This window comes from Paraburkholderia aromaticivorans, from assembly GCF_012689525.1.
Lineage (GTDB): Bacteria > Pseudomonadota > Gammaproteobacteria > Burkholderiales > Burkholderiaceae > Paraburkholderia > Paraburkholderia aromaticivorans_A.
Genome location: NZ_CP051515.1, coordinates 1,335,746 through 1,359,611 on the forward strand (window position 1 = coordinate 1,335,746; position 23,866 = coordinate 1,359,611).

Here is a 23,866-nt window from a genome sequence, read left to right on the forward strand (position 1 = left end):
CATGCGTCCACGGGAGACATCATGAAAATAGGCTTTATCGGACTCGGCAACATGGGTGCGCCGATGGCGCACAACCTGCTCAAAGCCGGCCACGCGGTCAACGTGTTCGACCTCAACGCGCAAGCCGTGCAGGCGCTCGTCGATGCGGGCGCCAAGGCAGCCGGCTCGCCGAAAGCGGCAGTAACCGACGCGGAATGCGTGATCACCATGTTGCCCGCCGCTGCGCACGTGCGTAGCGTACTGACCGCGGACGACGGCATCTTCGCCGGCATCGCGAAGGGCGTGACCATCATCGATTCGAGCACGATCGATCCCGCGAGCGTCAAGGCGTTCGCCGAACTCGCGCGGCAGAACGGCAACACCTTCGTTGATGCGCCAGTTTCAGGTGGCACCGGCGGCGCGGCGGCGGGCACGCTGACCTTCATGGTCGGCGGCAGCGCGAGCGCGTATGAGCAGGTCAAGCCGGTGCTCTCGACGATGGGCAAGAACATCGTCCATTGCGGCGATACCGGCACGGGCCAGGTCGCGAAGATCTGCAACAACCTCGTACTCGGCATCACCATGGCGGGCGTCGCCGAAGCCATGTCGCTCGGCGAAGCGCTCGGCATCGACGCAAAAGTGCTGGGCGGCATCATCAATACGTCGACGGGACGCTGCTGGAGTTCGGACACCTACAATCCGATGCCCGGCGTGATCGAGACGGCGCCATCCACGCGCGGATACACAGGCGGCTTCGGCACGGATCTGATGCTCAAGGACCTCGGCCTCGCCACCGACGCCGCGAAAACCGCGCGTCAGCCGCTCTATCTCGGCGCGCTGGCGCAACAGCTTTACCAGACGATGAGCACGAAAGGCGCGGGACGTCTCGACTTTTCGGCGGTCATCAAGCTCTATCGCCAGGACAGTCAGGACGGCAAGGACGGAGGCGCGGCATGATCGAACTCGACTACGCGCACGACGGCACCGTCGCGCAACTCACGCTCAAGCGGCCACCCGCCAACGCGTTTACGCCCGAAGGCTTGCTGCAATTGCAGCAGACCGTCGAACGCCTGAACGGCGAGGCGCGCGTGCGCGCAATCGTGATTACCGGCGATGGCCCCAAGTTCTTCAGTGCGGGTGCCGACCTGAACACCTTCGCCGACGGCAACCGCGAAGTCGCGCGCACGGCGGCGGCGCGCTTCGGCGCGGCGTTCGAAACCTTGCAGAACGCACGGCCTGTGGTGATCGCGGCGATCAATGGTTATGCGATGGGCGGCGGGCTCGAATGCGCGCTGGCCTGCGATATTCGCATCGCGGAACAGCATGCGTTGCTGGCGTTGCCCGAGACCGCGGTCGGCTTGCTGCCCTGCGGTTGCGGCACACAGACGCTGCCGTGGCTGGTCGGCGAAGGCTGGGCCAAGCGGATGATTCTGACCGGCGAGCGCGTCGATGCGGCGACCGCGTTGCGCATCGGTCTGGTCGAAGAAGTGGTGGAAAAGGGCGCGGCGCGCGAGGCCGCGCTGGTCATGGCGGCGCGCGTCGCCACGTTGAGTCCGCAGGCGGTCGGTTTCAGCAAGACGCTGATTCATCAGGGCCGCAACGGCGTGCCGCGCGCGGCGGCGCTGGCGCTGGAACGCGAGCGCTTTGTCGATCTATTCGACGGCGCCGATCAGCGTGAGGGCGTCAACGCGTTCCTCGACAAGCGCACGCCGCGCTGGCAGGTGACGCAGGCCGCTCAGGCCGACGCCTCGCAGCAGGAGACGCGTCAATGAGCGCCTTGCAAAGCGTCGCGCACGATACGAGCCTCGAAGCGGAACGCGAGATTCTGTTTCGCGTGGTGAATCGCGTGGCGATCATCACGCTGAACCGGCCGGCCGCGCTCAATGCGCTTTCGCACGCAATGGTGCGCGAACTTGCCGTACTGGTCGAACATTGCCGCACCGACGACGGCATCGTCGCGCTCGTGCTGAAAGGCGCGGGCGCCAAGGGCTTCTGCGCCGGCGGCGATGTGCGCGAAGTGCAGCGGCTCGCGAAGAACAGCGACAGCCGCTGGCTCGCGTTCTTCGTCGACGAATACCGGCTCGACTACGCGCTGCATACGTTTCCGAAGCCGGTGGTCGCGTTGCTCGACGGCATTGCGATGGGCGGCGGCATGGGACTCGGCCAGGGGGCGCGGCTGCGTATCGTGACCGAGCGCAGCAAGATCGCCATGCCGGAGACGCGCATCGGCTTTCTGCCGGACGTCGGCGCGACGCGTTTTCTGAGCGTGATGCCGGCGGAGATCGAACTCTATGTCGGGCTCACCGGCGCGACCTTGTCCGGCGCCGACGCGTTGCGGCTGCAACTGGCGGATCTGTGCGTGCCGGCCGAATGGCTCGCCAGTTTCGAAGAGCGTCTGCAGCGCATGCCGCTCGAAGGCGATCTGATGGCCGCCTTGCGCGGTGTGTTCGAGCCGCCGTGCAATATCATTCCGCACGCGCCGCTGGCGGCGTTCACGCAACTGATCTTGCGGCACTTCGATCGGCGTTCGGGCATCGATCGGATGGTGGCGACGGTGCGGCACGACCTGGAGCGCGAGCCGCCGCGCGAGGTGAAGCAGTGGTTGCAATCCACCTACGACGCGCTGACCGGTCATTCGCCCACCATGCTTTACGTCACGCGTGAGGCGCTTTTGCGCGGCCGGCAGATGACCTTGGCGGAGTGCTTCCGCATGGAGCTGGGGATCGTCAAACGCGTGATCGAGGAGGGCGACTTTTGCGAAGGCGTGCGAGCCCAGTTGATCGACAAGGATCGCAAAGCCCGCTGGGCGCCTGCCACGCTCGCCGCGGTGCGGCCCGAGCGCGTCAGACATTTCCTCGCTTCGCCGTGGAAGCGCGAGGCGCATCCGCTGGCTGCGCTGGGCGCGGAGCAAGGCTAAAGTGGCATTGCGCTAAAGCGGGGTGGGCGCTGCGCCCGCTCCCCGCGTGCAAGCCGACGAACCGGGCGCCATGCCGCCCGCCGACGACAACGTCCTGCGCTCGCAGACGGACCGGCACGAGTTGCCGCAGATCATTTCGACCCCTACCCGGCGGCGCACCGCGCCGCAAAGCCTCGCAGCCTCGAAGTCGGCCTGTGCGTCGTCTTCGCGCGGCTTTTTTAGCGAGCGGACGGCGGCCGGGAACGAACCATGCTAGTGAGTTTCAGCTGACCTGACGCGGCTAGCGTCGGTGCACGTGAAAGAGGGCCGCAAGCCGCGACTCGATGCTCGGTAAACTGCGTTCCAATGCGCCAGGCGATCACGTGCATTCGCCGCTGTCGGTGTGGGCTGCGCCCGGGACAATGCAAGTTGTGCATCGAGCGCCGTCAGGGTTACCGCCGCGCTCGTTCAAGCACGACGCCCGGCGTTTTCCGTGCAATTCAACCATTTAAGGAAACCGTCATGGACAGGAATCGTGTCGAAGGTGCAGCGAAACAGTTCAAGGGTTCCGTGAAGGAAGCGATCGGCAGGCTCACCGGCAACCGGACGACGCAGGTCAAGGGCGCGGCGGAGAAACTGGCCGGCAAGGTGCAGTCGAAAGTCGGCGAGGCCGCCGATGCCGTGCGCAATCGCGTAAGGCGGTAGCAGTATCGACGGAAAGCAGGATAGAGCGCCGGCTCCCGCCGGCGACGGTTTGTTGACCCGGTTCAAAGGAGAATATCGATGAATTCAAACCAGTTCGAAGGTACGGTGAAGGATGCTGCGGGCAAGGTGCAGGGCGCCGTCGGCGGCCTGACCGGAGATGCGGAACTGCAAGCCGAAGGCAAGGTCCGCCAGTTCGCCGGCAAGGCACAGGCGAAATACGGCGAGAGCGTCGATCAGGTTGCCGAAACGACGCGCAACAATCCGATCGGCGCGCTGCTGATCGCGGTCGGCGTTGGATTTCTGCTCGGCAAGCTGATCTGATTACGTCGCGCGCCGCGCCGCCCGGTGCGTCTATTGGGTGCCCGGGCGCCGGCGCGTCATTTCTACCTCGCGTTTTACCCTGCCTCTCATTCCGCGGGCGCCTTGGCTCACCAACGCCCGCATTGTCTGCGATGCCTGTCCGATGTTCCCGGCGCGTTCGAGGTGCCGGATCTCATCGTCTATTCGAGGAAGGTTCATGCTGGGATTCGATGTTCGCACGGCCAGACAGGTCTGGACCGCGCTTCTGATCGGGCTGCTGTTTTTCTGCATCTATATGGCGTCGTCCACCGTGCTGGTGGTGGTGTTCGCGGTCTTCTTCAGTTATCTGATCTATCCGATGGTCGATCTCGTCGAGCGCATCCGGCCGCGTCGTGTGCCGCGGGTGGCGTCGATCGCGCTGGTGTTCGTGGTGGTCGTCGCGTTGATCGCGGTGGTCGGATCGATCTTCGGCGTGCAGTTGCAGGATCAGGCGACGCATCTGCTCGCGCAACTGCCTCAGTTGATGAAGTCCGATGTGCCCAATCGCTTTCCGTTGCCGCATTTTCTTGAGCCGTTGCGCGAGCGGATCGTGGATTTCGTGCGCGGCCAGATCGAGACCGGTTCCGACAAGGCCGTGCCGATGGCGCGCAGTGTCGGCCTCGGCGTGATGCACGCGGCCAGCAATCTGATCTACCTCGTGCTGATTCCGATTCTGAGCTTCCTGTTGATCAAGGAAGGTCCGCGGATGCGCGAAGACTTTCTCGATCTGCTGAACGACCGGCATCGCACGTTGTGGGCGGAGATCGTGACCGATCTGAACGTGCTGTTGTCGAAGTACGTGCGCGCGTTGCTGTTTCTGTCGCTGGCTACGCTGATCTGCTATGGCGTGGCGTTCTCGCTGCTCGGCGTGCCTTACGCGTTTCTGCTGGCGGTGAGCGCGGCCTTGCTGGAATTCGTGCCGTTTGCCGGGCCGCTCGGCGCTGTCGCGATCACGCTGGTGGTGGCCGTGTTCAGCGGCTATCCGCATCTGCTCTGGCTGGTGATTTTTATCGCGCTCTACCGGCTGTTTCAGGACTACGTGCTCAATCCCTATCTGATGAGCGAAGGCGTGGAGATCAGTCCGTTTCTTGTCATCGTCGGCTTGCTCGCCGGCGATCAGTTGGGCGGCGTGGCGGGGATCTTTCTGGCCGTGCCGGTGATTGCGATGCTGAAAATCATCATTGGGCGGGCACGCGTGTTCTATGCGGCTTCGCGCGATGAAGGCGAAGCCGCGCGCCGCGCGTTGACCGGCAAAAATGATTGACGCATTAGTCCGCGCGGCGCCTTGCAAGACAGCGCCGCGCGAGGCGTGCGCTCAACTTTCGCCGATCGCTTCACCGTGCATCATTCCCGGCGCGGGCGCATCGCCTTGCGCGCGGCGCACGCGGGAAACCCAGAACACGCCGGCCAGCGCGACTGCAACCGAGGCCCAGCCGACAGTCTCGTACCCCACGACCTGACCACCCGGCGAGCTGCTGAGCATCAAGCCGCCGATCCACGCGCCGCAGCCCGTGCCCAATGCCTGGAGCGCGCTGTTCGCGCTGAGAAAAGCGCCGCGCCGCGCAGGCTCCGGCACGGTGGTCAGCAGAGCCTGCATCGGCACCATCCGTCCAGACATCAGCACCATGAAGATCGGGAAGAACATCACCAGCGCGTAGAACGGCAGATTCGGCAGATGCGTGACGAACGGCACTGTCACGTTGCAGAGATGGTCGAGTAAGATCGAGTGATGAAAAATGCAAAATCGCTTTACCACGGTCATCGCTTTACGGCGGCGGTCATCAGTTGCGCGGTACGCTGGTATTTAAGGTTTCAGCTCAGTCTGCGTGATATCGAAGAACTGCTGTTCGAGCGCGGGGTTATCGTCAGCTACGAAGCGGTCCGACGCTGGTGCGATAAGTTCGGTGCGAGCTTCGGCCACCGTGTGAAAGCGGCGCGTCGCAGGCCCGGCACCACGTGGCACCTTGACGAAGTATTTGTGACGTTGCGCGCCGAGCCTTACCTGTTGTGGCGCGCCGTCGATCAACACGGTGCCGAACTCGATATCCTGCTTCAGAAGCGACGCGACAAGGCTGCAGCGAAGCGGTTTTTCAAGCGCGTGCTTGCTTCGTGTGCTGAGGTACCGCGCAAGATCGTGACCGACCAGCTGCGCAGCCATCCGGCGGCAAAAGCCGAGATTCCCGAACTTGCTAACGTCAAGCACGTCTTCGTCAAAGCCAGCGCGCGGATCAATAACCGGGCGGAAAACAGTCATCAGCCGACGCGCGAACGCGAGCGACGCATGCGCGGCTTCCGCGATCCTGAACGCACACAGGCTTTCTTATCGAGCTTCGGTCCGATCCGGCAGCACTTTGCGCTCAAGCGACATCTGCTACGCGCCTCACTCTATCGCAAACAGCTCGCCGCACGCTTTGCCACCTGGCATCGTTTCACTGAGGCCACCCAAGATCCGTCCGTTTTCTGAGCGAGCGTTTGTCCTCTCCGCTATTGCGCCGCGAACAATTTAACGTGACAGCGCCGGCCTTGTTAATGCTTCAAGTCTCCGCCGGTGAGATCGGCTCAAGCCGCAGTGCGCCCCAGCCAAGCGGTGCAAATACACGGCCGCCGGCCAGTTCGACCAGTTCCACAAATTTCTCGAGGGTCACGCCCGCGGCAATGTGAACCGGGGCGTTGCTGATGAAATCCTGCGTGCGCAACCATGGCGCGTCGCCTCGATTGATTTCGTTGACGCTGCGCGCGCAACCGTCGTAACCAGCGTCGGGCGGCAGGAGCGGCCCGTCAAACGCGACGGTCAGGATCTGTTGTGCCGCATCTTCGTAAGGCAGACCGGCGTGTTTTTCATAAGGCACGCGCTCCCATCCGTCGCCCCATTGCTGATCGAGCGGCAAACGCGTGAAATAAGCCCACGGCGCACGCACGAAACAGAGCCCGTAAGTGTGGCGGACGCCGTCCAGATCGGTTGTGAGTGCCATTGCGTTATCTCCCTGAGGTGCCAGTGAAGCCAACGCTTCACACGTCGTTGCGGGCGGCAAAAAGGCCGTGTTCCGGCTCTATCTGTTGACTGTCGATACACTGCACGTGCCAGTGGCCGGACATCAGGGTGCGCCCGCGTTCCGCGCACCACTGCGTGCGCCCGGTCTGGCCCTCGAACGGCCCGTCGGCGTCGTTCAGATCGAGTCCTTCGAGTACGCAAACCGGCATCGAGCCGTCCGCGCTGCACACAAGCGTATTGCCGCAATCCACACGCAGTGAGCCCCATTCGGGCAGATCGAGACCAAAATGACCTTCGCGCGACCACTGTCGCGTGTCCTTGTCGAGCCACAAGATTGCGAAGGCCATCGGATGAACACGGTCGAACGTGTCGAGGTGGACAGTGAGGCGCATGTGAATCTCCAGAATTTACGATGGTGTTAAACGAAGCCGGATCGCGGGGTGTTATTCCCGAGGAGGCGGCCTCACTGATTCAATACCCACTGCACTAGCGTATGCGCATCTTCCGCCGACAACGGGCCGCCGCGATCAGCTGGCAATGGCATTGCCATGTCCCCCCAGTGTGCTTTGCCGCCAAGCCGCAGCTTGTGTTCGAGCATGAACTGCGCATTCGGTGCATCTCGGTATCGTTCAGCGATTTGCTGGAACGACGGCGCGAGGAACGGGGCATCGCGCGTATGGCAAAACATACAGTGTTGCTGATCGACCAGAGCAGTCGGTTCCGTCTCGGCGTGCGCAGCAGAGGCAGTCAGCACAAACACGGCGCATGCCGCGAGAGAACTTTGGGATAGGATGTTCACGGCACCCGCTCCTTTGCAAGGGTAATGAGGTTAGTTTAGGGGCGGTTACCTGCTTGCCGTTGACCTCGGTCAACCGGAACGGAAGGTCTGAATTTGACGTAGCGCGCTAAGCTCCTATGCTGGTGACAGACGGGCGTCGCATTGAGCGGGTCGCCCTGAAGTGTGGTGCACGACGCGTAGGTGTGCAGACACGCCGCTGCGGCTCCCTTCCTGCGCGACAGAACGGGCGGTGGTTATGAAGATTTACTTTCCTGAGGAACATCCGGAATATTGCGCGCGCGATCTCGTCGTCGCGTTTCCTGCCGAGGTGGATGGCGCGCGCGTGCAGTGTGCCATCACTGCTGAAGCGCTCGAAGATCATTTCGGCGCCGCGTCACTGCGCGAGGATGATCTGATCACCGCATTTAACTCCAACCGGCATCCGATTGAACACGCAGCGAGAAGACTGTTTAGCGAGATCGGTGCCAAACCGGTACTGATGCACCGCGGCTACTTTCGTTTTTGCGGGTGAATCCATGGAGCGGCGGAGCGCAACGCCTCTTTCGACGCGCCACGCCAGCTTAAAGCCGGGTATTTGCGCTTGAGAGCGTTTGAGGAGATTCGATGCGCGCAATGGTATTCGACGGAAATGAGTCATTGCTGCGTGAACGGGAGATGCCAGATCCTACGCCCGGTCCCGGCCAGATCCTGGTCGATATTCACGCGTGCGGCGTGTGCCGCACCGATCTTCATCTGGTCGACCATGAGCTCAAGCATCCCAGGCTGCCTGTCATCCCTGGCCACGAAATCGTCGGCACCGTAGCCGGGCTCGGCGCGGGCGTAACGGGGTTCGCCGTCGGCGACCGGGTGGGGGTGCCATGGGTCGGCTACACGTGCGGGCACTGCCGCTACTGCCTGTCGTCGCGGGAAAATCTCTGCGACGAACCCGGCTTCACGGGCTATACGATTGACGGCGGTTACGCCGAGCGCACCGTCGCCGACAGCCGCTACTGCTTTCATCTGCCAGAGCAGTACACGGACATCGCGGCGGCGCCGCTGCTATGCGCCGGTCTCATCGGCTATCGCACTTTGAGCATGGCGGGCGACGCGCAACGGATTGGCATTTACGGTTTCGGTGCCGCCGCGCATATCGTCGCGCAGGTTGCGCGTCATCAGCAGCGCACGGTGTATGCGTTTACGCGCTCCGGCGATCAAGCAGCGCGCCAACTCGCGCTGCGTCGCGGTGCGGCGTGGGTCGGCGGCAGCGACGAGGCGCCGCCTGACGAACTCGATGCGGCGTTGCTTTTCGCACCGGTCGGCGCGCTCGTTCCGCAAGCGTTGCAAGCGATCGCGAAAGGTGGTGTGGTGGTTTGCGGCGGGATTCACATGAGCGATATTCCGTCGTTCCCTTACGCGTTTCTTTGGGGTGAGCGGCGCGTGGTGTCGGTGGCAAATCTGACGCGCGATGACGGGCTTGCCTTTATGCGGATCGCGGCTGAGACGCGTCTCACGATTGAAACGACGAGTTATCCGCTGGCGGAGGCCAATCGGGCGCTGAGCGATCTGCGCGATGGCAGGCTGACAGGTGCGGCGGTGCTCGTCATCCGATAGCGTGGTGAGTCTCGATCGTTGGACTCGTTCCACGATGGCGACGTTGAGCGCCGCGAGCCGAAATGCGAACCGATCCCGGCTTTAAATCCTCACCAGGCCTTCGTGATCTAGAATGCGGATGTCCTTGCCGCGTGCATCGAGCAATCCGTCGCGCTGGAATTTGGAGAGCATCCGGCTTACCGTTTCGAGCTTGATTCCCAGGTAGCTGCCAATTTCCTCGCGTGTCATGCGCAGATGAAATTCGGCCGGAGAATACCCGCGCATTCTCAGGCGGTCCGACAGATTCAGCAGGAACGTTGCGACCCGCTCTTCGGCGGACATGGTACCGAGCAACATCATCTGTGACGACTCGCGCACTATCTCGCCGCCCATCATCCGATGCACGTGTTGCTGGACGACTTTGACTTCGCGGCACATGGTTTCGAGCAGATGGAACGGGATAATGCAAACCTTGCTGTCCTCGAGCGCCACGGCATCGCAGCTATGGTAGCCTGAGCCGACGCCATCCAGGCCCAGCGAGTCGCCGGCGAGATGAAAGCCGGTAACCTGTTCGCGGCCGTCGCGATGCACGACGACGGTCTTGAACGAGCCGGCGCGCACCGCATAGATGCTCTGGAACGAGTCGTTCGCGCGATAGATCGTTTCGCCCTGTTTGATGGTCCGGGACGGGCAGACGAGCGATTCGAGTCTTTGCAAGTCCTCGGTTGTCAGTCCTTGCGGCATGCAGATGGAGCGCATTGTGCAGGTCGTGCAGCGCAATGCGTCCTTGCGCGGCGCGCGCACGCTTGCCGGCATTTGCCCGGCAGTCGGCGATGCTTGCGTACAGGCAAGCGCGGGCGAAATGACGGAGTAGGCGGTGACGTCAGACATGATGTGCTCCTGGTTGAAAAAGGGCGCGAGTGCGATGTTCGCCGGCGAGCCGCTGGATCGTGTTTCGCGCGAGATCGAACTCGCCGGTCTTGTCGAAGAAGTAGTGCGCACCACCCGTCAGACATGCGTGCCGGAACCAGGCACCGGAATGATTCGTCAGCACCATGACAATCACATGCGGCATTTTTCGTGCAAGCAACCTGAGCAACTCCATGCCAGTGCCGCCGCTCAGATGCAGCTCCGTCACGACGAGATCAGCCACGCGCGTGTCGATGCCCGCGAATGCCGCACCGGGTTCTTCAGCTTCGCCGACGATCTCTACCCCGTCGAGCGCGCCGAACAGTGCGGCCAAACGGCGGCGCACTGACACTGCATCGTCGACAAGAAAAACACGCAGGTCGGGGAGATTGGGGCTCGAGTTCATGGCTCGAAGTATCGGCCGCGCTGTCTCAAAATAGAATCGGCATGGAATGATCTTCGAGTAGGAGAGTGTGAAGGTCTGTAGGGCGTTTCCTACACGAACGTGATGTGGATCAGAACGATCGTGGCTGCGCTGCGTGCTGCTTGCGCGGCAGGTCGGAGCGCGGAGGCGGCTACCAGATCCTTACTGGTCGCCCGGAAGTGGGAGGCTGCGAAGGCGTTCAGATGTTGTCTTCTTCGTCATTCACCAGTTTGTGACGCATCGCATAGCGCACCAATGCCGCCTCGTGTGGCATCTGCATTTTTTCGAGGATGCGCGTCTTGTACGTGCTGACGGTCTTGCTGCTCACACACAGTTCGGCCGCGATCTCGGTGATGGTCTGACCCGCGGCAATGCGCTTCAGGACGTCGAATTCCCGGTCGGACAAACGCTGATGCGGCAGCACATCAGCCGGCTCGTTGAGGCTTTGTGCGAATCGCTCGGCCATCGCAAGGCTCACATACACGCCACCCGCGGCGACCTTTGTGACGGCCGACACCAGCTCGGCGCTCGCGCTTTCTTTCGTCAGGTAACCTGACGCGCCGGCCTTGAACGCGCGCACCGCGTATTGCTGCTCGGCGTGCATGGTCAGCACGAGGATGCGCAGCGCGGGCTTTTCTTCCTTGATCTGTTTGATCAGCTCGACGCCGTTGCGGCCGGGCATCGACAGGTCTAGCACGAGCACGTCGGCGACTCGCTCGCGGATCAGCGCGACGGTGCTGACGCTATCGTTCGCTTCGCCGACCACTTCGAAGCCGCTCGTGCTCTGGAGAATATGACGCAGACCGTCGCGCACCAGCGCATGGTCGTCGGCGATCAGCACGCGGGTCATGTGTGCATCTCCTGCATTTGTGCGGTCTGCGCCGGAATGGTGACGGTCAACACAAAGCCTTTGCCGTGCGCGGTATGAATGTCGACCGCGCCACCGAGCATGTGCGCGCGTTCGCGAACGCCGAGCAAGCCAAAAGACTTGGCCGCCGGCTCGTCCGTTCGATGCGCGCCCTGGCCATTGTCGGCGATGCTCAACACGAAGGTCTGATTCTTTGCGCACAGGCTGAGCGTGACCACCGTGGCGTCGGCATGGCGTACAACGTTCGTCAGCGCTTCCTGCACGATCCGGAACATCGCAGTGGCGCCCGCCGGGCAAAAGCGCGTGTCTCCGGTTTCGATGTCACGCTCCACGTCGATGCCGTAGCGGTTGGTAAAGTCGTTCGCGAGCCATTCGATCGCGGGAATCAGGCCGAGGTCGTCGAGCATGACCGGCCGCAGATCGGCGGCAATGCGGCGGACCGAAGCGACAGTTGCATCGATCAGCCGACGCATGCCTTGCAACTGCTCTAGAACCGGTACGCTTGCCGACGGCGCCAGCGCCTGCTCGACGGACGAGATGTCCATTTTCAGCGCGGTGAGTTGCTGGCCGAGATCGTCGTGCAATTCGCGTGCGATACGCGTTTTCTCGTCTTCGCGGACTTTCTGCAAATTGGCCGACAGTTCGCGCAATTCCTCGCGCGCCTGCCGTTGCGCACGCTCCGCTTTGACGCGCTCTGTGATGTCGCGCAGCATCACCGTGTAAAGCCGGGTGTCGCCATCGCGGATCTGCGAGATTGAGGCCTCGAGCGGAAATTCTTCGCCGTTGGCGCGCAAGCCAGACAGCACACGTTGCTTGCCCATTTTCCGGTCAGAGACGCCGGTCACGCCAAACTGGCCGACATGCTGCGCATGCGCCGCCCGGAATCGCTGCGGGATAAAACGGGCGAGCGGGGCGCCGATCACGTCCAACTCGGAGCAGCCAAAAACCTGTTCCGCCATCGGATTAAAGATGACCACCCGCTGCTGTTCGTCGATGCTGATAATCGCTTCCATCGACGAACGGATGATCGCCATCATTCGAGCCTCATTTACGGCAGACTGGCCAAGCCCGACGCTTGGCTCGTCGCGTCTGGAGGAGCCATCGCGACCCGCGAGCACGATCACGCTTGCGGCCAGCAGAACGGCGGCGACGACACAGATAAACAACGCGGGGTCGAACCAGCGCCGTGCGGCCAGCATGGCGGCCAGCGTTACAACGAACGCTGTCGCTGCCGCGCACTCGGGCCGCGCCGCAAACATGCGGCGCAGGCCGCGCAAATCGGCGCTGCGCGAAGTGGGCGGCTTACCGCTGACGGGCATGTGCGCCTCTCAGGAACGTCTACGAACTGGGTTGGGTCGCTGCTACCGCAGGCGTGTACTCGACGGCACGCGGGGCAGCACCGCAGTCCGACCGTGTTTGCTCCGGCCGAATTGCTAGGTTTGCACTTATTGTCCGTGAATCTGTCCGTGAATCGTCAGCTTCATGCCAGTGCGGCCGGGAGGCGTGCTTCTAGCCCTGAGTGCACACGCCAGCGCGCCAGCCCGGCTCTTGGCGCGCCACTCAATGCGCCATCAACACCGGCACGGTCATCGCCGCCAGCATGGTGCGCGTGACACCGCCAAGCAGCCGTTCCTCGACTCGCGCATGGCCATACGCGCCCATAACCAGCAGGTCAATGTGACGGTCGGCCAGCGCATTAAGCAGCGTGGCGCCGGTGTCGACGCCGGGCACCTTAGGCATCTCCGTGAAACTCGTCTCGATGCCGTGCCGCTCCAGCCAGGAGGCCACGTCGATGCCGGTCGGCTCGTCACGGCGCGGATGGCTCTGCACTTTCATGACGGTGACAAAACTGGCGCAGCGCAGGAGCGGCAACGCGTCAGTCGCGGCCCGCGCGCTTTCACGGCCGCCGTCCCAGGCGATCATAACGTTGTCCATCTGCGCGCGGATCGGGCCAGCATGGGGCAACACGATTGCGGGCCGCCCTGAACCCATGATGACGTCCTCGACGAACTGGCGGGCCACATACGCACCCGTGTCCTGCGGATCATGCTGGCCAAGGATGAGCAGATCGGCATGGCGTGCATGCAGAGTCGCTGCCGCCGTCGGCGGGCCGCCCGGCGCTCGCCACTCGACGCTGCCCCCGGCTCGTTCGGCGACGGCGAGAAACGCAGCTTGCGCGCTCTTCAGATTGTGGTCGCGCTGCGCCTCGCAGGCGGCGCTCCATCTGCCCTCGCCGTGCAGAAAGAGCGGCTTTGTCAAATCTTCACAAACTGCGTAAAGACCGATCAGATGGGCGTCGTGGCGTGCAGCCACGTCGAGAGCATAGTCGAGCCGGGCAGCACTATGGGTGCTGTCGTCGAGGTGCACCAGCAGGGTTCTGCAATTCATGACGGATCCTTGACAGGCTCTTGTACGGTTTGGGCGACTGTCGCAGCGGACGGCCCGCAATGCATGGAGATCAGCAACACAGGGCAATTGGCGATGCGCAGAAAATGTTCGGCGACGCTGCCGAGCACCAGCCGACGCACGCCGCGGCGCCCGTGGGTGCCCAGCACTACGACGTCCGCGTTGAATTCCTGCGCTGCGGCCCGGATGCGATGAGCGATGTCCTCGCCCGTGAGATCGGTTTCGACTATACGCGTCGCGCCTTTCACGCCTGCGCCGGCCATCAGTGTGGCGGCGTCGGCGAGCACGTGTCGGCCTTCCTCTACGAGAGCGTCGCGTACATAGGATGGGTCGTAGCCGGGCACGTCGTAGGACATCAACGGTACGTCCACCACGTAGAGCGGCTGCAGTTGCGCCTGCGACTCACGTGCCAATTCGATGGCGGCGGCCAGCGCGCGCGACGAAGTTTCGCTGCCATCGACCGCCACCAGAATCTGTTTGTACATGGTGAACACTCCTGAACGGGAAGAAATCGTGCCGCACCCGGCGCGACATTAGTGCGACATCAGCACAGGCACTGTCATCGAGCGGAGAATCGTGCGCGTGGCGCCGCCCATCACCAGCTCACGCCAGCGGGCGTGACCGTAGGCGCCCATCACCAGCAGGTCTGCGCCGTTGTCGGCCACCTGGGAGAGCAATATCTCGCCGACCGAGTCGCCCGCTCCCGTTTCGATGTCGGCGACCTCGACGCGTACACCATGCCGGGCGAGCACGGTGGCGATGTCCGCGCCGGGGATGCGGGCGCGCTCGAACTCGTGCACGCCGTTGACCGTGAGGATCGTGGTGTTTTCTGCGGTGCGCATGAACGGCAGCGCGTCGTGCACGGCGCGGGTGGCTTCGCGGCTGCCGTCCCATGCAACCAGAACCCGGCAGCCAGTCGACCTTTCATTGCTCGCATACGGCACGAGCAAGACCGGGCGGCCGCACGACAGAATGAGGTTTTCCGGAAAGAAGTCGCCGACATACGATTCCGGGTCCCCCGGATTGTCCTGGCCAGCCACGATGAGGTCGGCACAGCGGCCCGCACGCTGCACGGCGAGACTGGCTGGTTCGTCGATGGCGACCCATTCGCCCGGCACCTCGGCACGCCGCAGTTCGGCGTGAAACAGCCGTTCGAGCGCCGCGCGCCGCTCCGCGCGTAACTCCTCATGCGTCCTGTAATACTCCGCGGTCCCGGCCATCACGTAGAGAGAGCGCGGATCCGGGCTGAAGACAGCGAATGCGCCGGTCAGATGCGCGCCGAACTGTTTGGCCAGACGCAGCGCGATTTCAAGTCGCGGATGGGCGTTCGGGCTGGTGTCGAGATGGACAACAATGGTTTTGAAGCTCATGGCAGTCGCTCCTGGAAGGGACGGTGATGCGCGAATAAGTGAGCTTGAGTCTAGGAACGATGGCGGCGCCGCAGTTGATGCAGATCAACAGCGGCGCAGGCGCGCCTGCGTCAAAGCGTTGTTTGACCTGCGTCATGAACTGGCGCCCGCTGCCGCCTATGCTGCGGACATGCGTTGCGCCCGTTTGCGCGCCCGAGCGACAGCGATTAATGTTTCTACAGAAGGATCGAGCCATGTCTGACGCCCGCATTCTAGTCGTTTTCTTTTCGCGTACCGGCACCACGCGCGTGCTCGCATCCACGCTCGCCAGGATGCTGTCAGCCGACCTTGAGGAAATCTGCGATTGCACCGAACGACGTGGTGCAATGGGTTATATGCGCTGTCTTGTCGACTCGTGGCGCAAGCGACCGACCGAGATCGTCCCAGCGGGGCTTGATACCTCGCAGTACGACCTCGTGGTGGTGGGTACGCCGGTCTGGGCCGGCTCGGTGTCGGCGCCAGTGCGTGAGTATTTGCTCGAGAACCGGTTGAAGTTCCGGCATGTGGCGTTTTTCAGCAGCTTCGGCGGCTTGGGCAGTCAAGCGGCGTTCGACGAAATGCGTGCACTGGCAGGGAGAGCGCCCGTCGCGGAGTGCAACGTGCGCGCCACCGAGGTGCAGCGGGGCGTCGTGGCCGCGTCGCTGGCGCGTTTCGTCAGCGTGCTGAAACGTCATCTCGCGCATTACGAAGCGCTGGAGTGGGCCTGCTAACCTGCAGGCCATGTCTAGGCTGGCAGTAGCATCATCACGGCGGCCGCGCCCATCACCAATGTCGCGATCGTTCCGAGCGCGAGGAGCGGGCGGCTTGCGGTGAAGTCCCCCATCACCGCCCGCTTCGAGACGAGCAGCAGAATCACCACCATCAGCGGCACGGCCACCACGCCGTTGATGACCGCGCTCCAGAATAGCGCTTTCATCGGGCTGATCGACGAATACTGGATGGCCAGCGCGGCCAGCACGCTCACGGCGATGATGCCGTAGAAGCCGCGCGCATCGCGCAGGTTGCGCTCAAGTCCCTCCTGCCAGCCCACGGCCTCCGCCAATGCGTAGGCACCGGAGCCGGCCAGCACCGGCACCCCGATGAATCCCACGCCGAGTATGCCGAGCGCGAACAGCAGATAGGCGAAGTCGCCGGCCAATGGCCGCAGCGCGCTCGCCGCCTGAGCGGCTGTGGTGATGTCAGTCACACCGGCCGCGTGCAACGTCACGGCGGTCGCCAGCATAATGAACCAGGCGGTGAGATCGGAATAGAGCATGCCGCTCCACGTGTCCCAGCGGATGCGCCGCAGTTCCGCGCGCGCCAGGCGGGCGTCGCTGACGAGTGGTGCGCTGTCAGTATGCGCATGCAAGTCCTCGACTTCTTCCGAGGCCTGCCAGAAAAACAGATACGGGCTGATCGTCGTGCCGAACACGGCGACCACCATCGCCGCCGCATTTGCATTCACGGCCAGGTGCGGCCAGAGCGTGCGCAGCGCCACGTCGCGCCACGGCACATGCACGATGAACAGCACGGCAGCGTAGGCGAGCAGCGAAACAGTCAGCCATTTCAGAAAAAACACATAACGATGGTAAGGCACGAAAATCTGCAGCAGCAGCGTGGCGAACACGAAGCACACTGTCATAACGTGACGGTCGACGCCAATGACCAGTTGCGCGACTTCGCCCATTGCGGCCACATCAGCGGCAATGTTCAGCGTATTGGCCACCAGCAATAGGAGCACCACGCCATAGAGCACGACGGGCGGAAACGCGTCCTTGATGTTGGCGGCCAGACCCTTGCCGGTCACGCGGCCGAGCTTCGCGCACATAGACTGGACGGCCGCCATCAACGGAAACGCGAGCGGCATGGTCCAAAGCATGTTCAGGCCAAATTGCGCGCCGGCCTGTGAATAGGTGGCGATGCCGCTCGGATCGTCGTCGGCGACGCCCGTAATGAGGCCGGGTCCGATCCGCGCAAGCGGGTGTTCCTTTAAGCGCGCTAGAAGCGAGCCGCGGCGTTTCAGCGGTGTTCCGTCAAGATCCACGGCGTTTCTCTCAGCGTACGCGTGCCGCAGAGCCTGTCAGCGCATCGGCACGGGGCGCGAAAACTGTAACGGGATTAGTGGCTGTGCAGCGCCGAAGCCGCGCCGTACACCACGCGTGGGTCATGCTGGCCTTTGTACACCGCTGAAGCCGAGCGGTTCAACCCAAGCAGTGTGTACACAGCGGTCTGCGCGGAGCGCACCGAATATTCTACGGTGAACACGACGTCGTTCGGCAACTCGCAAAACTGCCCGACGAATGCGAGGTTCGCCCAGCCCTCGGGCACCACTTCCGGCCTGTCGCCGCGTTTGCGCCGCAGGAACTGGCTGGTGATGAACGGCATGAGGCATGGAATGCAGATCGCGTCGTCGAGAATCGGCGCCGCTTGCTCCTGAATGCGCAGATGGCCGAGAAGCTCCGTCAAGATTTCGCGGCCGGTGCATTCGATCATCGGCTTGCCGACGAAATTGCCCGGCCGGTCGACGAACAGCCCATAACCCCAGAACACCTCGACGTCCTTCGGCTGTCCCATGAAATGCGGCTGGTGCGGCAGGACGATCGAGGCGAGCCAGTTCGATTGAGCAAACGTGATCAGACCGCCTTCACCTGGCACGTTGCCGGTCAGGTCGCGGACCAGACGGGAAAGTGTCGGATCGTGCAGCGTCGCGGTAAAGGAGAGCCATCTGGATTCGTCGACGTGATCGGCGAAGATAGACGGATGGCCGAATTCGGTGCGCCCGGCGGCGATGGTTTTCCACAGCGCCCATGCGCCGCTGCTGTCGTCATGATTGAACGCGGCAGGGCGGTTCGTGCTGCCGAGGCTCGATCCTGCCGTCATTGAACCGAGCGTCACGATGACCTTGTCGTCTTCGCCGACCGGAATCTCGACACGGCGATTGTCCTGCTCGCAGACAATGCCCGCGACGCGGTTCAGTGCGCCACTTTCGTCATATCGCAAATCGATAACCCGTGTGTTGGCGCGAAATCGCACGCCGCGGTCATCGAGCCATTTGCGCAACGGCCGCACCATCGAGTCGTACTGGTTGTAGACGGTGCGCATGATGCCGTGCAACTGATTGAAGCCCGGCGTCATATGCGCGAAACGCAGCAGATAGCGGCGGAATTCGGCGGCGCTATGCCAGGGCTGAAAGGCGAACGTCGTGCACCACATGATCCAGAAGTTGGTTTCGAAAAAGGCGGGATCGAGATGGTCGGAAATCCGGCTGTTGCCGAGCAGCGCTTCGGGTTCGAGCGAAAGACGGCCAAGCGTGAGCAACTGCATCTCGGTGAGCCCGTAAGCGGGCGCGTCTTCGCGGCGGCCATCGCGCACGAGGCGCGCTTTCGATGAAGTGCGGATCGTCTCGTTCCAGTCGAAGATTTCCTTCGTGACGCTGCTGCGGCCGTCGAGCGTGGGGATCGAGTCGAACAGATCGTAGGTGCAGAGGTACTTGCTCTCGAGCATGCGGCCGCCTCGCACGACGTAGCCTTCCTGTGGCGAACCGCCGCCGTCGAGGCTGCCGCCCGGTTTGTCGAGCGCTTCGAAGATCGTGATCAGACAGCCGGGCACATCGGCGTCGCGAATCAGAAAGGCGGCGCCCGCCAACGACGCGATGCCGCCTCCGACAAGATAGAAATGCCCGCGTGATTGCGCTTGTTCCCGGGCCTGATCCGCGACCGGCTGCACGGCGGGATGTGCGGAATGCTTCATGTGGTGGTCCCCTGATGGCCGTGGAGGTGGTACCTAGACCATACTCGCGCGGCAGGAACGCCCGTTGAGTTGGATCAACGGACTGCGACTGGAGCCGTTCGTCCGGCGCCGGGAATCTTCCGGCCTGGCAAAACAGATGGACCGGCTTTACACGACCCACCACGCGAGCACGGCCGCGATCAGCACGACCGCCCACGACGGCACTCGCCACCACCCGAGCAGCATGAGCGCAATGACGACCAACGCGAAATCACTTCCGGTGTGTACTGCGCTGGTCCACACCGGGTCGTACAGCGCGGCGAGCAGAATCCCGACCACGGCGGCGTTGATGCCAACCATGGCGCGGCGCATCGGCGCGAACGCGCGCAACTCGCCCCACAGGGGCAGCGCCGCGCCGACCAGCAGGAAAGAAGGCAAGAAGATTGCCACGGTGGCGATCAGTGCGCCCGTGATGCCCGCCGGATGTCCGCTGCTGGCGGCGCCGAGAAACGCGGCAAACGTAAATAGCGGGCCCGGGACCGCCTGCGCCGCGCCGTAGCCAGCCATGAACGCGTTCGCGGACACCCAGCCGCGCGGCACGACGACCGCTTCCAGTAGCGGCAACACGACGTGTCCACCGCCGAATACCAGCGAGCCGACCCGATAGAAGGCCGTGAACAGATCGAGCGGATAGTTGTGGAGCCAGGCCGCTATCGCGGGTAATCCGAACAGCAGCAGGGCGAAGGCCGCAAGGCAAGCGAGCGCGCCGGTTTTGGACCCGGGCATGCCGAGCGGCACACTGGGCACCTCGGTCGGTGGCTTCAGGAATGCGATGCCAGCAATCCCGGCGGCGATGATGGACGCAAGCTGCCCGTGGGCCGCGCCGAGCAGGATCACGGTGATAGCCGAGGCCGCCGCTATCGTCGCGCGTGCGCGGTCGGGGCAAAGCATGCGTCCCATCGACCAGACCGCCTGGACGACCACCGCGACCGCCGCGATCTTCAGCCCCCGCAGCAGGTGAAGCGAAGCCGAATCCGACAGATGCGTGAAGCCCGACGAAAAAGCCACGAGCAGGAGCGCCGACGGCAGCGTAAAGCCGAGCCAGGCCGCTACCGCCCCGGCTATACCGCCGCGCAGCCGCCCGATTGCGATGCCGACCTGGCTGCTTCCCGGTCCCGGCAGAAACTGGCACAGCGCGACCAGGTCGCTGAACGTATGTTCGTCGAGCCAGCGTCGGCGCATGACGAATTCGTCGCGAAAGTAGCCAAGGTGAGCCGCCGGGCCACCGAACGAAGTCAGGCCGAGCCGCAGAAAGATGCAGAAGAGGGCCCACGGCGAACTATGTGCCGGAGCGGCGAGAGACGTCTTGATGTCCGCGTTGCGCATGAAAAGCTCGTGTAAGTAACTCTGTCATGGGCTTCGGAAAATAGCACGAGCCTGCCCTTCGAGGTGCAGCGTCGCATAATCGCGCTCGTAATAAACCGGTCGGACGCACGCTCAGGCCGACATTGCCGAGCTGTTGATGCAAGTCAACCGGCGAGTGCGAATCGCGTCGATGATCTATTCCTTGCGACCAAGGTTACCCGCGCAGAAGAACAATTTCGCATCGAGTTCACTATTCGTTGCGATCTGAGCATGGGAGCGGGTGCCCCGATCCCTACCGAGCTTCGATAGAGACGTGATCTCCACGTCGCAGAGTGAACTGTTTTCGCTGCGGCCGGACGGCTGATCGGGCGCGGCGTCGCGCGAATCCGCATTCCGGCGATCCTTCTATATTTTTGCAGGAGACAGTCATGTACTCGAACATTGTGGTGCGGCGGACGGTAGTAAAGCCTCGAAGCTTGCTCTCTGCGAAATCGAGACGGGAAAAATTTGCGATCGGCACTTCTGTATCGAAGCTCACTGTTCGCTCCATTTCTTCAGGGGAAAGCGGTTCCTCGTTTGCGAGTTGTCGGATCAGCACGAGCGGCCCGGCATCCGACTCCGTGTGAGAAACAGCGGCACGCGCCTGTACGCGCTGTTCAAGTTGACGAGCTCGCGCATGGAAATCGAGCAGGAACACGGGTATGCCAAGCGCCTGTGCGTGGGCGATGAAACGGGTGCGATGCCGACATTTGAGAAATGTCGCGTCGACCACGGCAGGATACCCGGACCGCAACACCTGTTGCACCAGTCGCAGCAACAGATCGTAGTGCAGATCAATCGCACTGGCCGAGTAGGCAGCCGCGGGAAGAGGCCGTGTATCCACCGCCGCGAAGGGGCGGGCGCGTTTGCGCTCGGCGTCGCTCGACAGTCGCACGGCGCCTAACAGATTCACGAGCGCTTCGCTCGCCACCGACTTGCCTGATCCGCAATAGCCATGGCACAGCAGCAGGTAAGGACTCGGCGGCATGATCAGACGCTCGACAAGTTTCAGGTATGGAGCGGCTGGCGCGAGGCCTGTTTCTTGAGGGTGATTGCGTGCTTTCAGCAATGCCACGAGGGCGCGCACCAGCGCGCGATAGACGATGTAGTAATGCACCGTCGGCAGCGCGGCGAAATCGCCGCTCTGCTGCAGCCAGACGTTCAACAGCCGCGCCGCGAGATCCTGCCGCCCGTGTGCCTGTAGATCCATGAGGGAAAAGCTCAGGTCGCTGGCGACGTCGATCCAGCGCAAGGCGTCGTCGAATTCAATGCAGTCGAACATGAGCACGCGCTTGCCGCGCCGCACGACGTTATCGAGGTGCAGATCGCCATGGCATTCGCGTACAAACCCGCTTGCACGGCGAGCATCGAAGTGGCCCGCAAGGCGTTGGCCTTCGTTCTCACACCAGACGGTGATTGGGATTGGCAAACGGGTCCCGCTTTCGCGCCGCATTCGCAAATTGGTGTCTCGAACGCAACGGAAAGCCGGGCACCAAGAACGCTGCGTCGCAATCCTTCCTCGATACAAAGGGCTTTAACAGAACGGCCGAGCCGAAGGTCGGGGATCTTGCTGTCTTCACCTGCTACGACCTGTCTGGAAAAACGATGGGTCTCGGTCATGTTGCCTTTGTCAAGACGCCTCCGGCAAACGGACACGTAGTGCTAGTCGGCGGCAACACGAGCTCGGGAGGGCACTCGAGTACTATTTGCGAGAAAGAATTTTTGACAGGGAGTACGAAAACGAGTCGTACTGTCGGCAACAAGCGTGTTCCGTGCGTCATGCGCTTAAACACATATATCCAGGCACCTTAGGTGATAGCCGTGAAGAGGCTCCTGCACGTATTGCTCTTTGTAACGAGTTCTGGTGCATTTGGTGTGACGCCAAGTGAAATAGTATCCATCAATTCACATGCTGTTGTGTATCTCGAAGTTGAGAATAGTGCCGGAGAAATGGTCACCCACGGATCTGGATTCATCGTTTCTCAAGATGGATATGTACTGACTGTCAATCATGTCAAGCCGCTCACCGGTCAGCAGCTGGTAGCCGTGATCGGTCAGAAATCAGGCACCAAATTTCCTGTCACGTTTCGTGATGCGGACGAGAATTCGGACATTGCCCTTTGGCAGCTACCGCAATCGGCGACGTGCCGTTACTCGGTTGCCGTAAGCGACAACGATGTGAAGGTGCTGGACCGTGTTGTTGCTCTGGGATTTCCAGAAAATGAAGGGCTTGCGCCGTCTCCCATATCAATCACCAACACGACATCGCAGCTGGGATTTTACAAGGCTGACGGTCTTCTCTCACCCGGCAACAGCGGAGGGCCTGTCTTCAATGAGTCTGGTTTCGCGATCGCACTGGTTGAGGGAGGGGGGATACCGGGATCGCAGAACAATGACCTGATACCCATTGCACCCGCAATAGCACTGCTAAAAAAACATAGTGTGCGCGCTGGATTTGATAAGCCAGTGATATTCGCGGATTCTTGCTACGCGAGCTGCCGCACCAGGGAAAATGGAATTGAATCGTGGAGGAGTCAGACGGAATGGCATGACAGTACGGGCTGGATGGACGGCGGCAGCGATCCGGTCAGGGAGTGCGACAAGCTGATGGCTGCCAGGCTGGTTGGGCATCTGGATAGCGAGATCGAGCTGTTTCCGGGGAAGAAGGGGAGGGACGAGGATTCCACGAAAGATCTGCTGGGACACGTGTCCTATATGTACAAATGTGGCGGAACGCTCAGATCTGGGCCAATCTATGTGCAGAAGCAATCTCCAAGCTGCGGGCTCTGGCAGTAGTCAGGGCAGGTAAGGGCGCATCTACTTCTTCACGGTCTCCGTTCCCGATAATGCGGTCAAAAAGCCCAGTTTGCTGTTTACCCTGGGAAGATTGGTTCTTAGCCCCGTCTTTACTATCGTGCTAGTACCGACCATGCGCTTCGATACCCAATGAGTCGGGATTTGCGCCTGGTGCGGTTGCGGTTCAGGCGCCCATTCAATATTCGTTCTCCGCAAAGGACGCGACCAATGGAGCAGATGCTTCGAGCGTTCGTAATCTGTTGGCTCGGCCTTTTCGTGACCGGCGCAATCGCTGACGATGACCCATCGTCTCTGTTGTCGGGCAGCTCTTCGCATGAGTGGATCTTTCAGCGAATCGTACTTTCAATGGGCGCTGGCGACGAATGTGCCGGTGGCGAGACGTACACGTTCTCGAAGAATCATCAGGTCGCGATCAGGCGCTGCACGAAAGGCCATCTGCTAACGACGCAGCGAAAGTGGTCTGTGTCGACCAAGGATGGAGATACATTGCTTCAGATTGACGGTGATGGTGCATCACCGTATCTGCTTCAATTTAAAACAGATGCTCAAGGGCGCCGCTTGATGCGGCTTCGAACAAAGCCGCCAGACCAGAATCGCCCCGTAGTGGACAAGGAGTTCAAGCTCAACGAGGACTAGCCCGCA

Annotated in this window: 27 protein-coding genes and 1 pseudogene; 13 read left to right on the top strand and 15 right to left on the bottom strand. The window is 62.3% G+C overall.

The window, feature by feature from the left end; all coding sequences use genetic code 11:
• The first annotated feature begins 21 nt into the window (after nt 1–21).
• From mmsB to HF916_RS17920, 6 genes are all read left to right on the top strand, one after another.
• Nucleotides 22–936, top strand: a complete 915-nt coding sequence (gene mmsB, locus HF916_RS17895; RefSeq protein ID WP_168790199.1) for a 3-hydroxyisobutyrate dehydrogenase — start codon at nt 22–24, stop codon at nt 934–936.
• Nucleotides 933–1,751: an enoyl-CoA hydratase gene (locus tag HF916_RS17900; protein ID WP_168790200.1), complete on the top strand. Its 819-nt coding sequence runs from the start codon at nt 933–935 to the stop codon at nt 1,749–1,751. Before mmsB ends, HF916_RS17900 begins: the two co-directional genes overlap by 4 nt.
• The gene (locus tag HF916_RS17905) at nt 1,748–2,896 is read left to right on the top strand and encodes an enoyl-CoA hydratase/isomerase family protein (RefSeq protein ID WP_168790201.1); all 1,149 of its coding nucleotides are present in this window, start codon (nt 1,748–1,750) and stop codon (nt 2,894–2,896) included. Before HF916_RS17900 ends, HF916_RS17905 begins: the two co-directional genes overlap by 4 nt.
• A 501-nt stretch (nt 2,897–3,397) precedes the next feature.
• Nucleotides 3,398–3,580 (top strand): CsbD family protein, encoded by a 183-nt coding sequence (locus tag HF916_RS17910; RefSeq protein WP_168790202.1) that lies wholly within the window; start codon nt 3,398–3,400, stop codon nt 3,578–3,580.
• 78 nt (nt 3,581–3,658) lie between these two features.
• Nucleotides 3,659–3,901, top strand: coding sequence for a CsbD family protein (locus HF916_RS17915; RefSeq protein WP_168790203.1), 243 nt, complete (start codon nt 3,659–3,661; stop codon nt 3,899–3,901).
• A 196-nt stretch (nt 3,902–4,097) separates the two neighbouring features.
• Entirely contained in the window at nt 4,098–5,183 is a 1,086-nt protein-coding gene (locus HF916_RS17920; RefSeq protein WP_168790204.1) for an AI-2E family transporter, read from the top strand.
• Between the two features lie 51 nt (nt 5,184–5,234).
• Here HF916_RS17920 and HF916_RS17925 read toward each other — a convergent pair.
• A pseudogene (locus HF916_RS17925) lies at nt 5,235–5,612 on the bottom strand (MFS transporter); the annotation flags it as partial.
• A 36-nt stretch (nt 5,613–5,648) separates the two neighbouring features.
• Here HF916_RS17925 and HF916_RS17930 point away from each other — a divergent pair.
• A complete protein-coding gene (locus tag HF916_RS17930) occupies nt 5,649–6,383 on the top strand; it encodes an IS6 family transposase (protein WP_168790205.1) in 735 nt (244 codons plus the stop codon).
• Between the two features lie 70 nt (nt 6,384–6,453).
• On the opposite strand, the gene HF916_RS17935 is transcribed toward HF916_RS17930, so the two are convergent.
• The 3 genes from HF916_RS17935 to HF916_RS17945 form a co-directional block, all read right to left on the bottom strand.
• On the bottom strand, nt 6,454–6,891 hold the full coding sequence (locus HF916_RS17935) for a hypothetical protein (RefSeq protein ID WP_168790206.1): 438 nt from the start codon (nt 6,889–6,891) through the stop codon (nt 6,454–6,456).
• Nucleotides 6,892–6,928: 37 nt separating this feature from the next.
• Complete coding sequence (locus HF916_RS17940; RefSeq protein WP_168790207.1) at nt 6,929–7,303, bottom strand: DUF3564 domain-containing protein; 375 nt, start codon at nt 7,301–7,303, stop codon at nt 6,929–6,931.
• Between the two features lie 71 nt (nt 7,304–7,374).
• Nucleotides 7,375–7,710: a c-type cytochrome gene (locus HF916_RS17945; RefSeq protein ID WP_168790208.1), complete on the bottom strand. Its 336-nt coding sequence runs from the start codon at nt 7,708–7,710 to the stop codon at nt 7,375–7,377.
• Between the two features lie 235 nt (nt 7,711–7,945).
• On the opposite strand from HF916_RS17945, the gene HF916_RS17950 reads away from it, so the two are divergent.
• Together HF916_RS17950 and HF916_RS17955 are read left to right on the top strand one after the other, a co-directional pair.
• Nucleotides 7,946–8,221 carry a DUF1488 domain-containing protein gene (locus HF916_RS17950; protein ID WP_168790209.1) on the top strand — a complete coding sequence of 92 codons (276 nt, stop codon included), beginning with the start codon at nt 7,946–7,948 and terminating at the stop codon, nt 8,219–8,221.
• A 92-nt stretch (nt 8,222–8,313) separates the two neighbouring features.
• A complete protein-coding gene (locus HF916_RS17955) occupies nt 8,314–9,300 on the top strand; it encodes a zinc-dependent alcohol dehydrogenase family protein (protein ID WP_168790210.1) in 987 nt (328 codons plus the stop codon).
• 81 nt (nt 9,301–9,381) lie between these two features.
• Here the strand turns inward: HF916_RS17955 and fnr are convergent, their stop codons facing one another.
• The 7 genes from fnr to HF916_RS17990 all read right to left on the bottom strand — a co-directional run bounded on the left by fnr (nt 9,382) and on the right by HF916_RS17990 (nt 15,256).
• Complete coding sequence (gene fnr, locus HF916_RS17960) at nt 9,382–10,170, bottom strand: fumarate/nitrate reduction transcriptional regulator Fnr (protein WP_168790211.1); 789 nt, start codon at nt 10,168–10,170, stop codon at nt 9,382–9,384.
• Nucleotides 10,163–10,594, bottom strand: coding sequence for a response regulator (locus HF916_RS17965; RefSeq protein WP_168790212.1), 432 nt, complete (start codon nt 10,592–10,594; stop codon nt 10,163–10,165). Before HF916_RS17965 ends, fnr begins: the two co-directional genes overlap by 8 nt.
• A 217-nt stretch (nt 10,595–10,811) precedes the next feature.
• Nucleotides 10,812–11,462 carry a response regulator gene (locus HF916_RS17970; protein ID WP_168790213.1) on the bottom strand — a complete coding sequence of 217 codons (651 nt, stop codon included), beginning with the start codon at nt 11,460–11,462 and terminating at the stop codon, nt 10,812–10,814.
• Entirely contained in the window at nt 11,459–12,799 is a 1,341-nt protein-coding gene (locus HF916_RS17975; protein WP_168790214.1) for a PAS domain-containing sensor histidine kinase, read from the bottom strand. The genes HF916_RS17970 and HF916_RS17975 overlap by 4 nt, the downstream gene beginning before the upstream one ends.
• Nucleotides 12,800–13,040: 241 nt before the next feature.
• A complete protein-coding gene (locus HF916_RS17980; RefSeq protein ID WP_168790215.1) occupies nt 13,041–13,868 on the bottom strand; it encodes a universal stress protein in 828 nt (275 codons plus the stop codon).
• Nucleotides 13,865–14,371, bottom strand: coding sequence for a universal stress protein (locus tag HF916_RS17985; protein ID WP_168790216.1), 507 nt, complete (start codon nt 14,369–14,371; stop codon nt 13,865–13,867). The genes HF916_RS17980 and HF916_RS17985 overlap by 4 nt, the downstream gene beginning before the upstream one ends.
• Nucleotides 14,372–14,419: 48 nt before the next feature.
• Entirely contained in the window at nt 14,420–15,256 is an 837-nt protein-coding gene (locus HF916_RS17990) for a universal stress protein (protein ID WP_168790217.1), read from the bottom strand.
• 233 nt (nt 15,257–15,489) lie between these two features.
• Between HF916_RS17990 and HF916_RS17995 the strand changes: the two genes are divergently transcribed.
• Nucleotides 15,490–16,005 carry a flavodoxin family protein gene (locus HF916_RS17995; RefSeq protein ID WP_168790218.1) on the top strand — a complete coding sequence of 172 codons (516 nt, stop codon included), beginning with the start codon at nt 15,490–15,492 and terminating at the stop codon, nt 16,003–16,005.
• A gap of 14 nt (nt 16,006–16,019) precedes the next feature.
• On the opposite strand, the gene HF916_RS18000 is transcribed toward HF916_RS17995, so the two are convergent.
• The 4 genes from HF916_RS18000 to HF916_RS18015 all read right to left on the bottom strand — a co-directional run bounded on the left by HF916_RS18000 (nt 16,020) and on the right by HF916_RS18015 (nt 21,713).
• Nucleotides 16,020–17,318 (bottom strand): NRAMP family divalent metal transporter, encoded by a 1,299-nt coding sequence (locus tag HF916_RS18000; RefSeq protein WP_168790219.1) that lies wholly within the window; start codon nt 17,316–17,318, stop codon nt 16,020–16,022.
• A 74-nt stretch (nt 17,319–17,392) separates the two neighbouring features.
• Nucleotides 17,393–19,024: an oleate hydratase gene (locus HF916_RS18005; protein ID WP_168790220.1), complete on the bottom strand. Its 1,632-nt coding sequence runs from the start codon at nt 19,022–19,024 to the stop codon at nt 17,393–17,395.
• 147 nt (nt 19,025–19,171) lie between these two features.
• On the bottom strand, nt 19,172–20,389 hold the full coding sequence (chrA, locus tag HF916_RS18010) for a chromate efflux transporter (protein ID WP_168790221.1): 1,218 nt from the start codon (nt 20,387–20,389) through the stop codon (nt 19,172–19,174).
• Between the two features lie 271 nt (nt 20,390–20,660).
• Nucleotides 20,661–21,713 carry a bifunctional aminoglycoside phosphotransferase/ATP-binding protein gene (locus HF916_RS18015; protein WP_240975577.1) on the bottom strand — a complete coding sequence of 351 codons (1,053 nt, stop codon included), beginning with the start codon at nt 21,711–21,713 and terminating at the stop codon, nt 20,661–20,663.
• Nucleotides 21,714–21,829: 116 nt separating this feature from the next.
• On the opposite strand from HF916_RS18015, the gene HF916_RS52060 reads away from it, so the two are divergent.
• The 3 genes from HF916_RS52060 (at nt 21,830) to HF916_RS18030 (ending at nt 23,860) form a co-directional block, all read left to right on the top strand.
• Nucleotides 21,830–22,219 (top strand): CHAP domain-containing protein, encoded by a 390-nt coding sequence (locus tag HF916_RS52060; RefSeq protein WP_168790223.1) that lies wholly within the window; start codon nt 21,830–21,832, stop codon nt 22,217–22,219.
• Between the two features lie 9 nt (nt 22,220–22,228).
• On the top strand, nt 22,229–23,203 hold the full coding sequence (locus HF916_RS18025) for a S1 family peptidase (protein WP_168790224.1): 975 nt from the start codon (nt 22,229–22,231) through the stop codon (nt 23,201–23,203).
• A gap of 228 nt (nt 23,204–23,431) precedes the next feature.
• Nucleotides 23,432–23,860 (top strand): hypothetical protein, encoded by a 429-nt coding sequence (locus HF916_RS18030; protein WP_168790225.1) that lies wholly within the window; start codon nt 23,432–23,434, stop codon nt 23,858–23,860.
• Nucleotides 23,861–23,866: the final 6 nt, after the last annotated feature.

Bases quoted from the DNA above. Each gene is read 5' to 3' on its own strand.
- HF916_RS17920 (WP_168790204.1), top strand. From the start codon at position 4,098: ATGCTGGGATTCGATGTTCGCACGGCCAGACAGGTCTGGACCGCGCTT.
- HF916_RS17910 (WP_168790202.1), top strand. From the start codon at position 3,398: ATGGACAGGAATCGTGTCGAAGGTGCAGCGAAACAGTTCAAGGGTTCC.
- HF916_RS17980 (WP_168790215.1), bottom strand. From the start codon at position 13,868: ATGAATTGCAGAACCCTGCTGGTGCACCTCGACGACAGCACCCATAGT.
- HF916_RS17995 (WP_168790218.1), top strand. From the start codon at position 15,490: ATGTCTGACGCCCGCATTCTAGTCGTTTTCTTTTCGCGTACCGGCACC.
- HF916_RS17915 (WP_168790203.1), top strand. From the start codon at position 3,659: ATGAATTCAAACCAGTTCGAAGGTACGGTGAAGGATGCTGCGGGCAAG.
- HF916_RS17935 (WP_168790206.1), bottom strand. From the start codon at position 6,891: ATGGCACTCACAACCGATCTGGACGGCGTCCGCCACACTTACGGGCTC.
- HF916_RS17985 (WP_168790216.1), bottom strand. From the start codon at position 14,371: ATGTACAAACAGATTCTGGTGGCGGTCGATGGCAGCGAAACTTCGTCG.
- HF916_RS17940 (WP_168790207.1), bottom strand. From the start codon at position 7,303: ATGCGCCTCACTGTCCACCTCGACACGTTCGACCGTGTTCATCCGATG.
- HF916_RS17900 (WP_168790200.1), top strand. From the start codon at position 933: ATGATCGAACTCGACTACGCGCACGACGGCACCGTCGCGCAACTCACG.
- HF916_RS18005 (WP_168790220.1), bottom strand. From the start codon at position 19,024: ATGAAGCATTCCGCACATCCCGCCGTGCAGCCGGTCGCGGATCAGGCC.
- HF916_RS17970 (WP_168790213.1), bottom strand. From the start codon at position 11,462: ATGACCCGCGTGCTGATCGCCGACGACCATGCGCTGGTGCGCGACGGT.
- HF916_RS18030 (WP_168790225.1), top strand. From the start codon at position 23,432: ATGGAGCAGATGCTTCGAGCGTTCGTAATCTGTTGGCTCGGCCTTTTC.
- chrA (WP_168790221.1), bottom strand. From the start codon at position 20,389: ATGCGCAACGCGGACATCAAGACGTCTCTCGCCGCTCCGGCACATAGT.
- HF916_RS17990 (WP_168790217.1), bottom strand. From the start codon at position 15,256: ATGAGCTTCAAAACCATTGTTGTCCATCTCGACACCAGCCCGAACGCC.
- HF916_RS17955 (WP_168790210.1), top strand. From the start codon at position 8,314: ATGCGCGCAATGGTATTCGACGGAAATGAGTCATTGCTGCGTGAACGG.
- HF916_RS17965 (WP_168790212.1), bottom strand. From the start codon at position 10,594: ATGAACTCGAGCCCCAATCTCCCCGACCTGCGTGTTTTTCTTGTCGAC.
- HF916_RS17905 (WP_168790201.1), top strand. From the start codon at position 1,748: ATGAGCGCCTTGCAAAGCGTCGCGCACGATACGAGCCTCGAAGCGGAA.
- fnr (WP_168790211.1), bottom strand. From the start codon at position 10,170: ATGTCTGACGTCACCGCCTACTCCGTCATTTCGCCCGCGCTTGCCTGT.
- HF916_RS17975 (WP_168790214.1), bottom strand. From the start codon at position 12,799: ATGCCCGTCAGCGGTAAGCCGCCCACTTCGCGCAGCGCCGATTTGCGC.
- mmsB (WP_168790199.1), top strand. From the start codon at position 22: ATGAAAATAGGCTTTATCGGACTCGGCAACATGGGTGCGCCGATGGCG.
- HF916_RS17930 (WP_168790205.1), top strand. From the start codon at position 5,649: ATGAAAAATGCAAAATCGCTTTACCACGGTCATCGCTTTACGGCGGCG.
- HF916_RS17950 (WP_168790209.1), top strand. From the start codon at position 7,946: ATGAAGATTTACTTTCCTGAGGAACATCCGGAATATTGCGCGCGCGAT.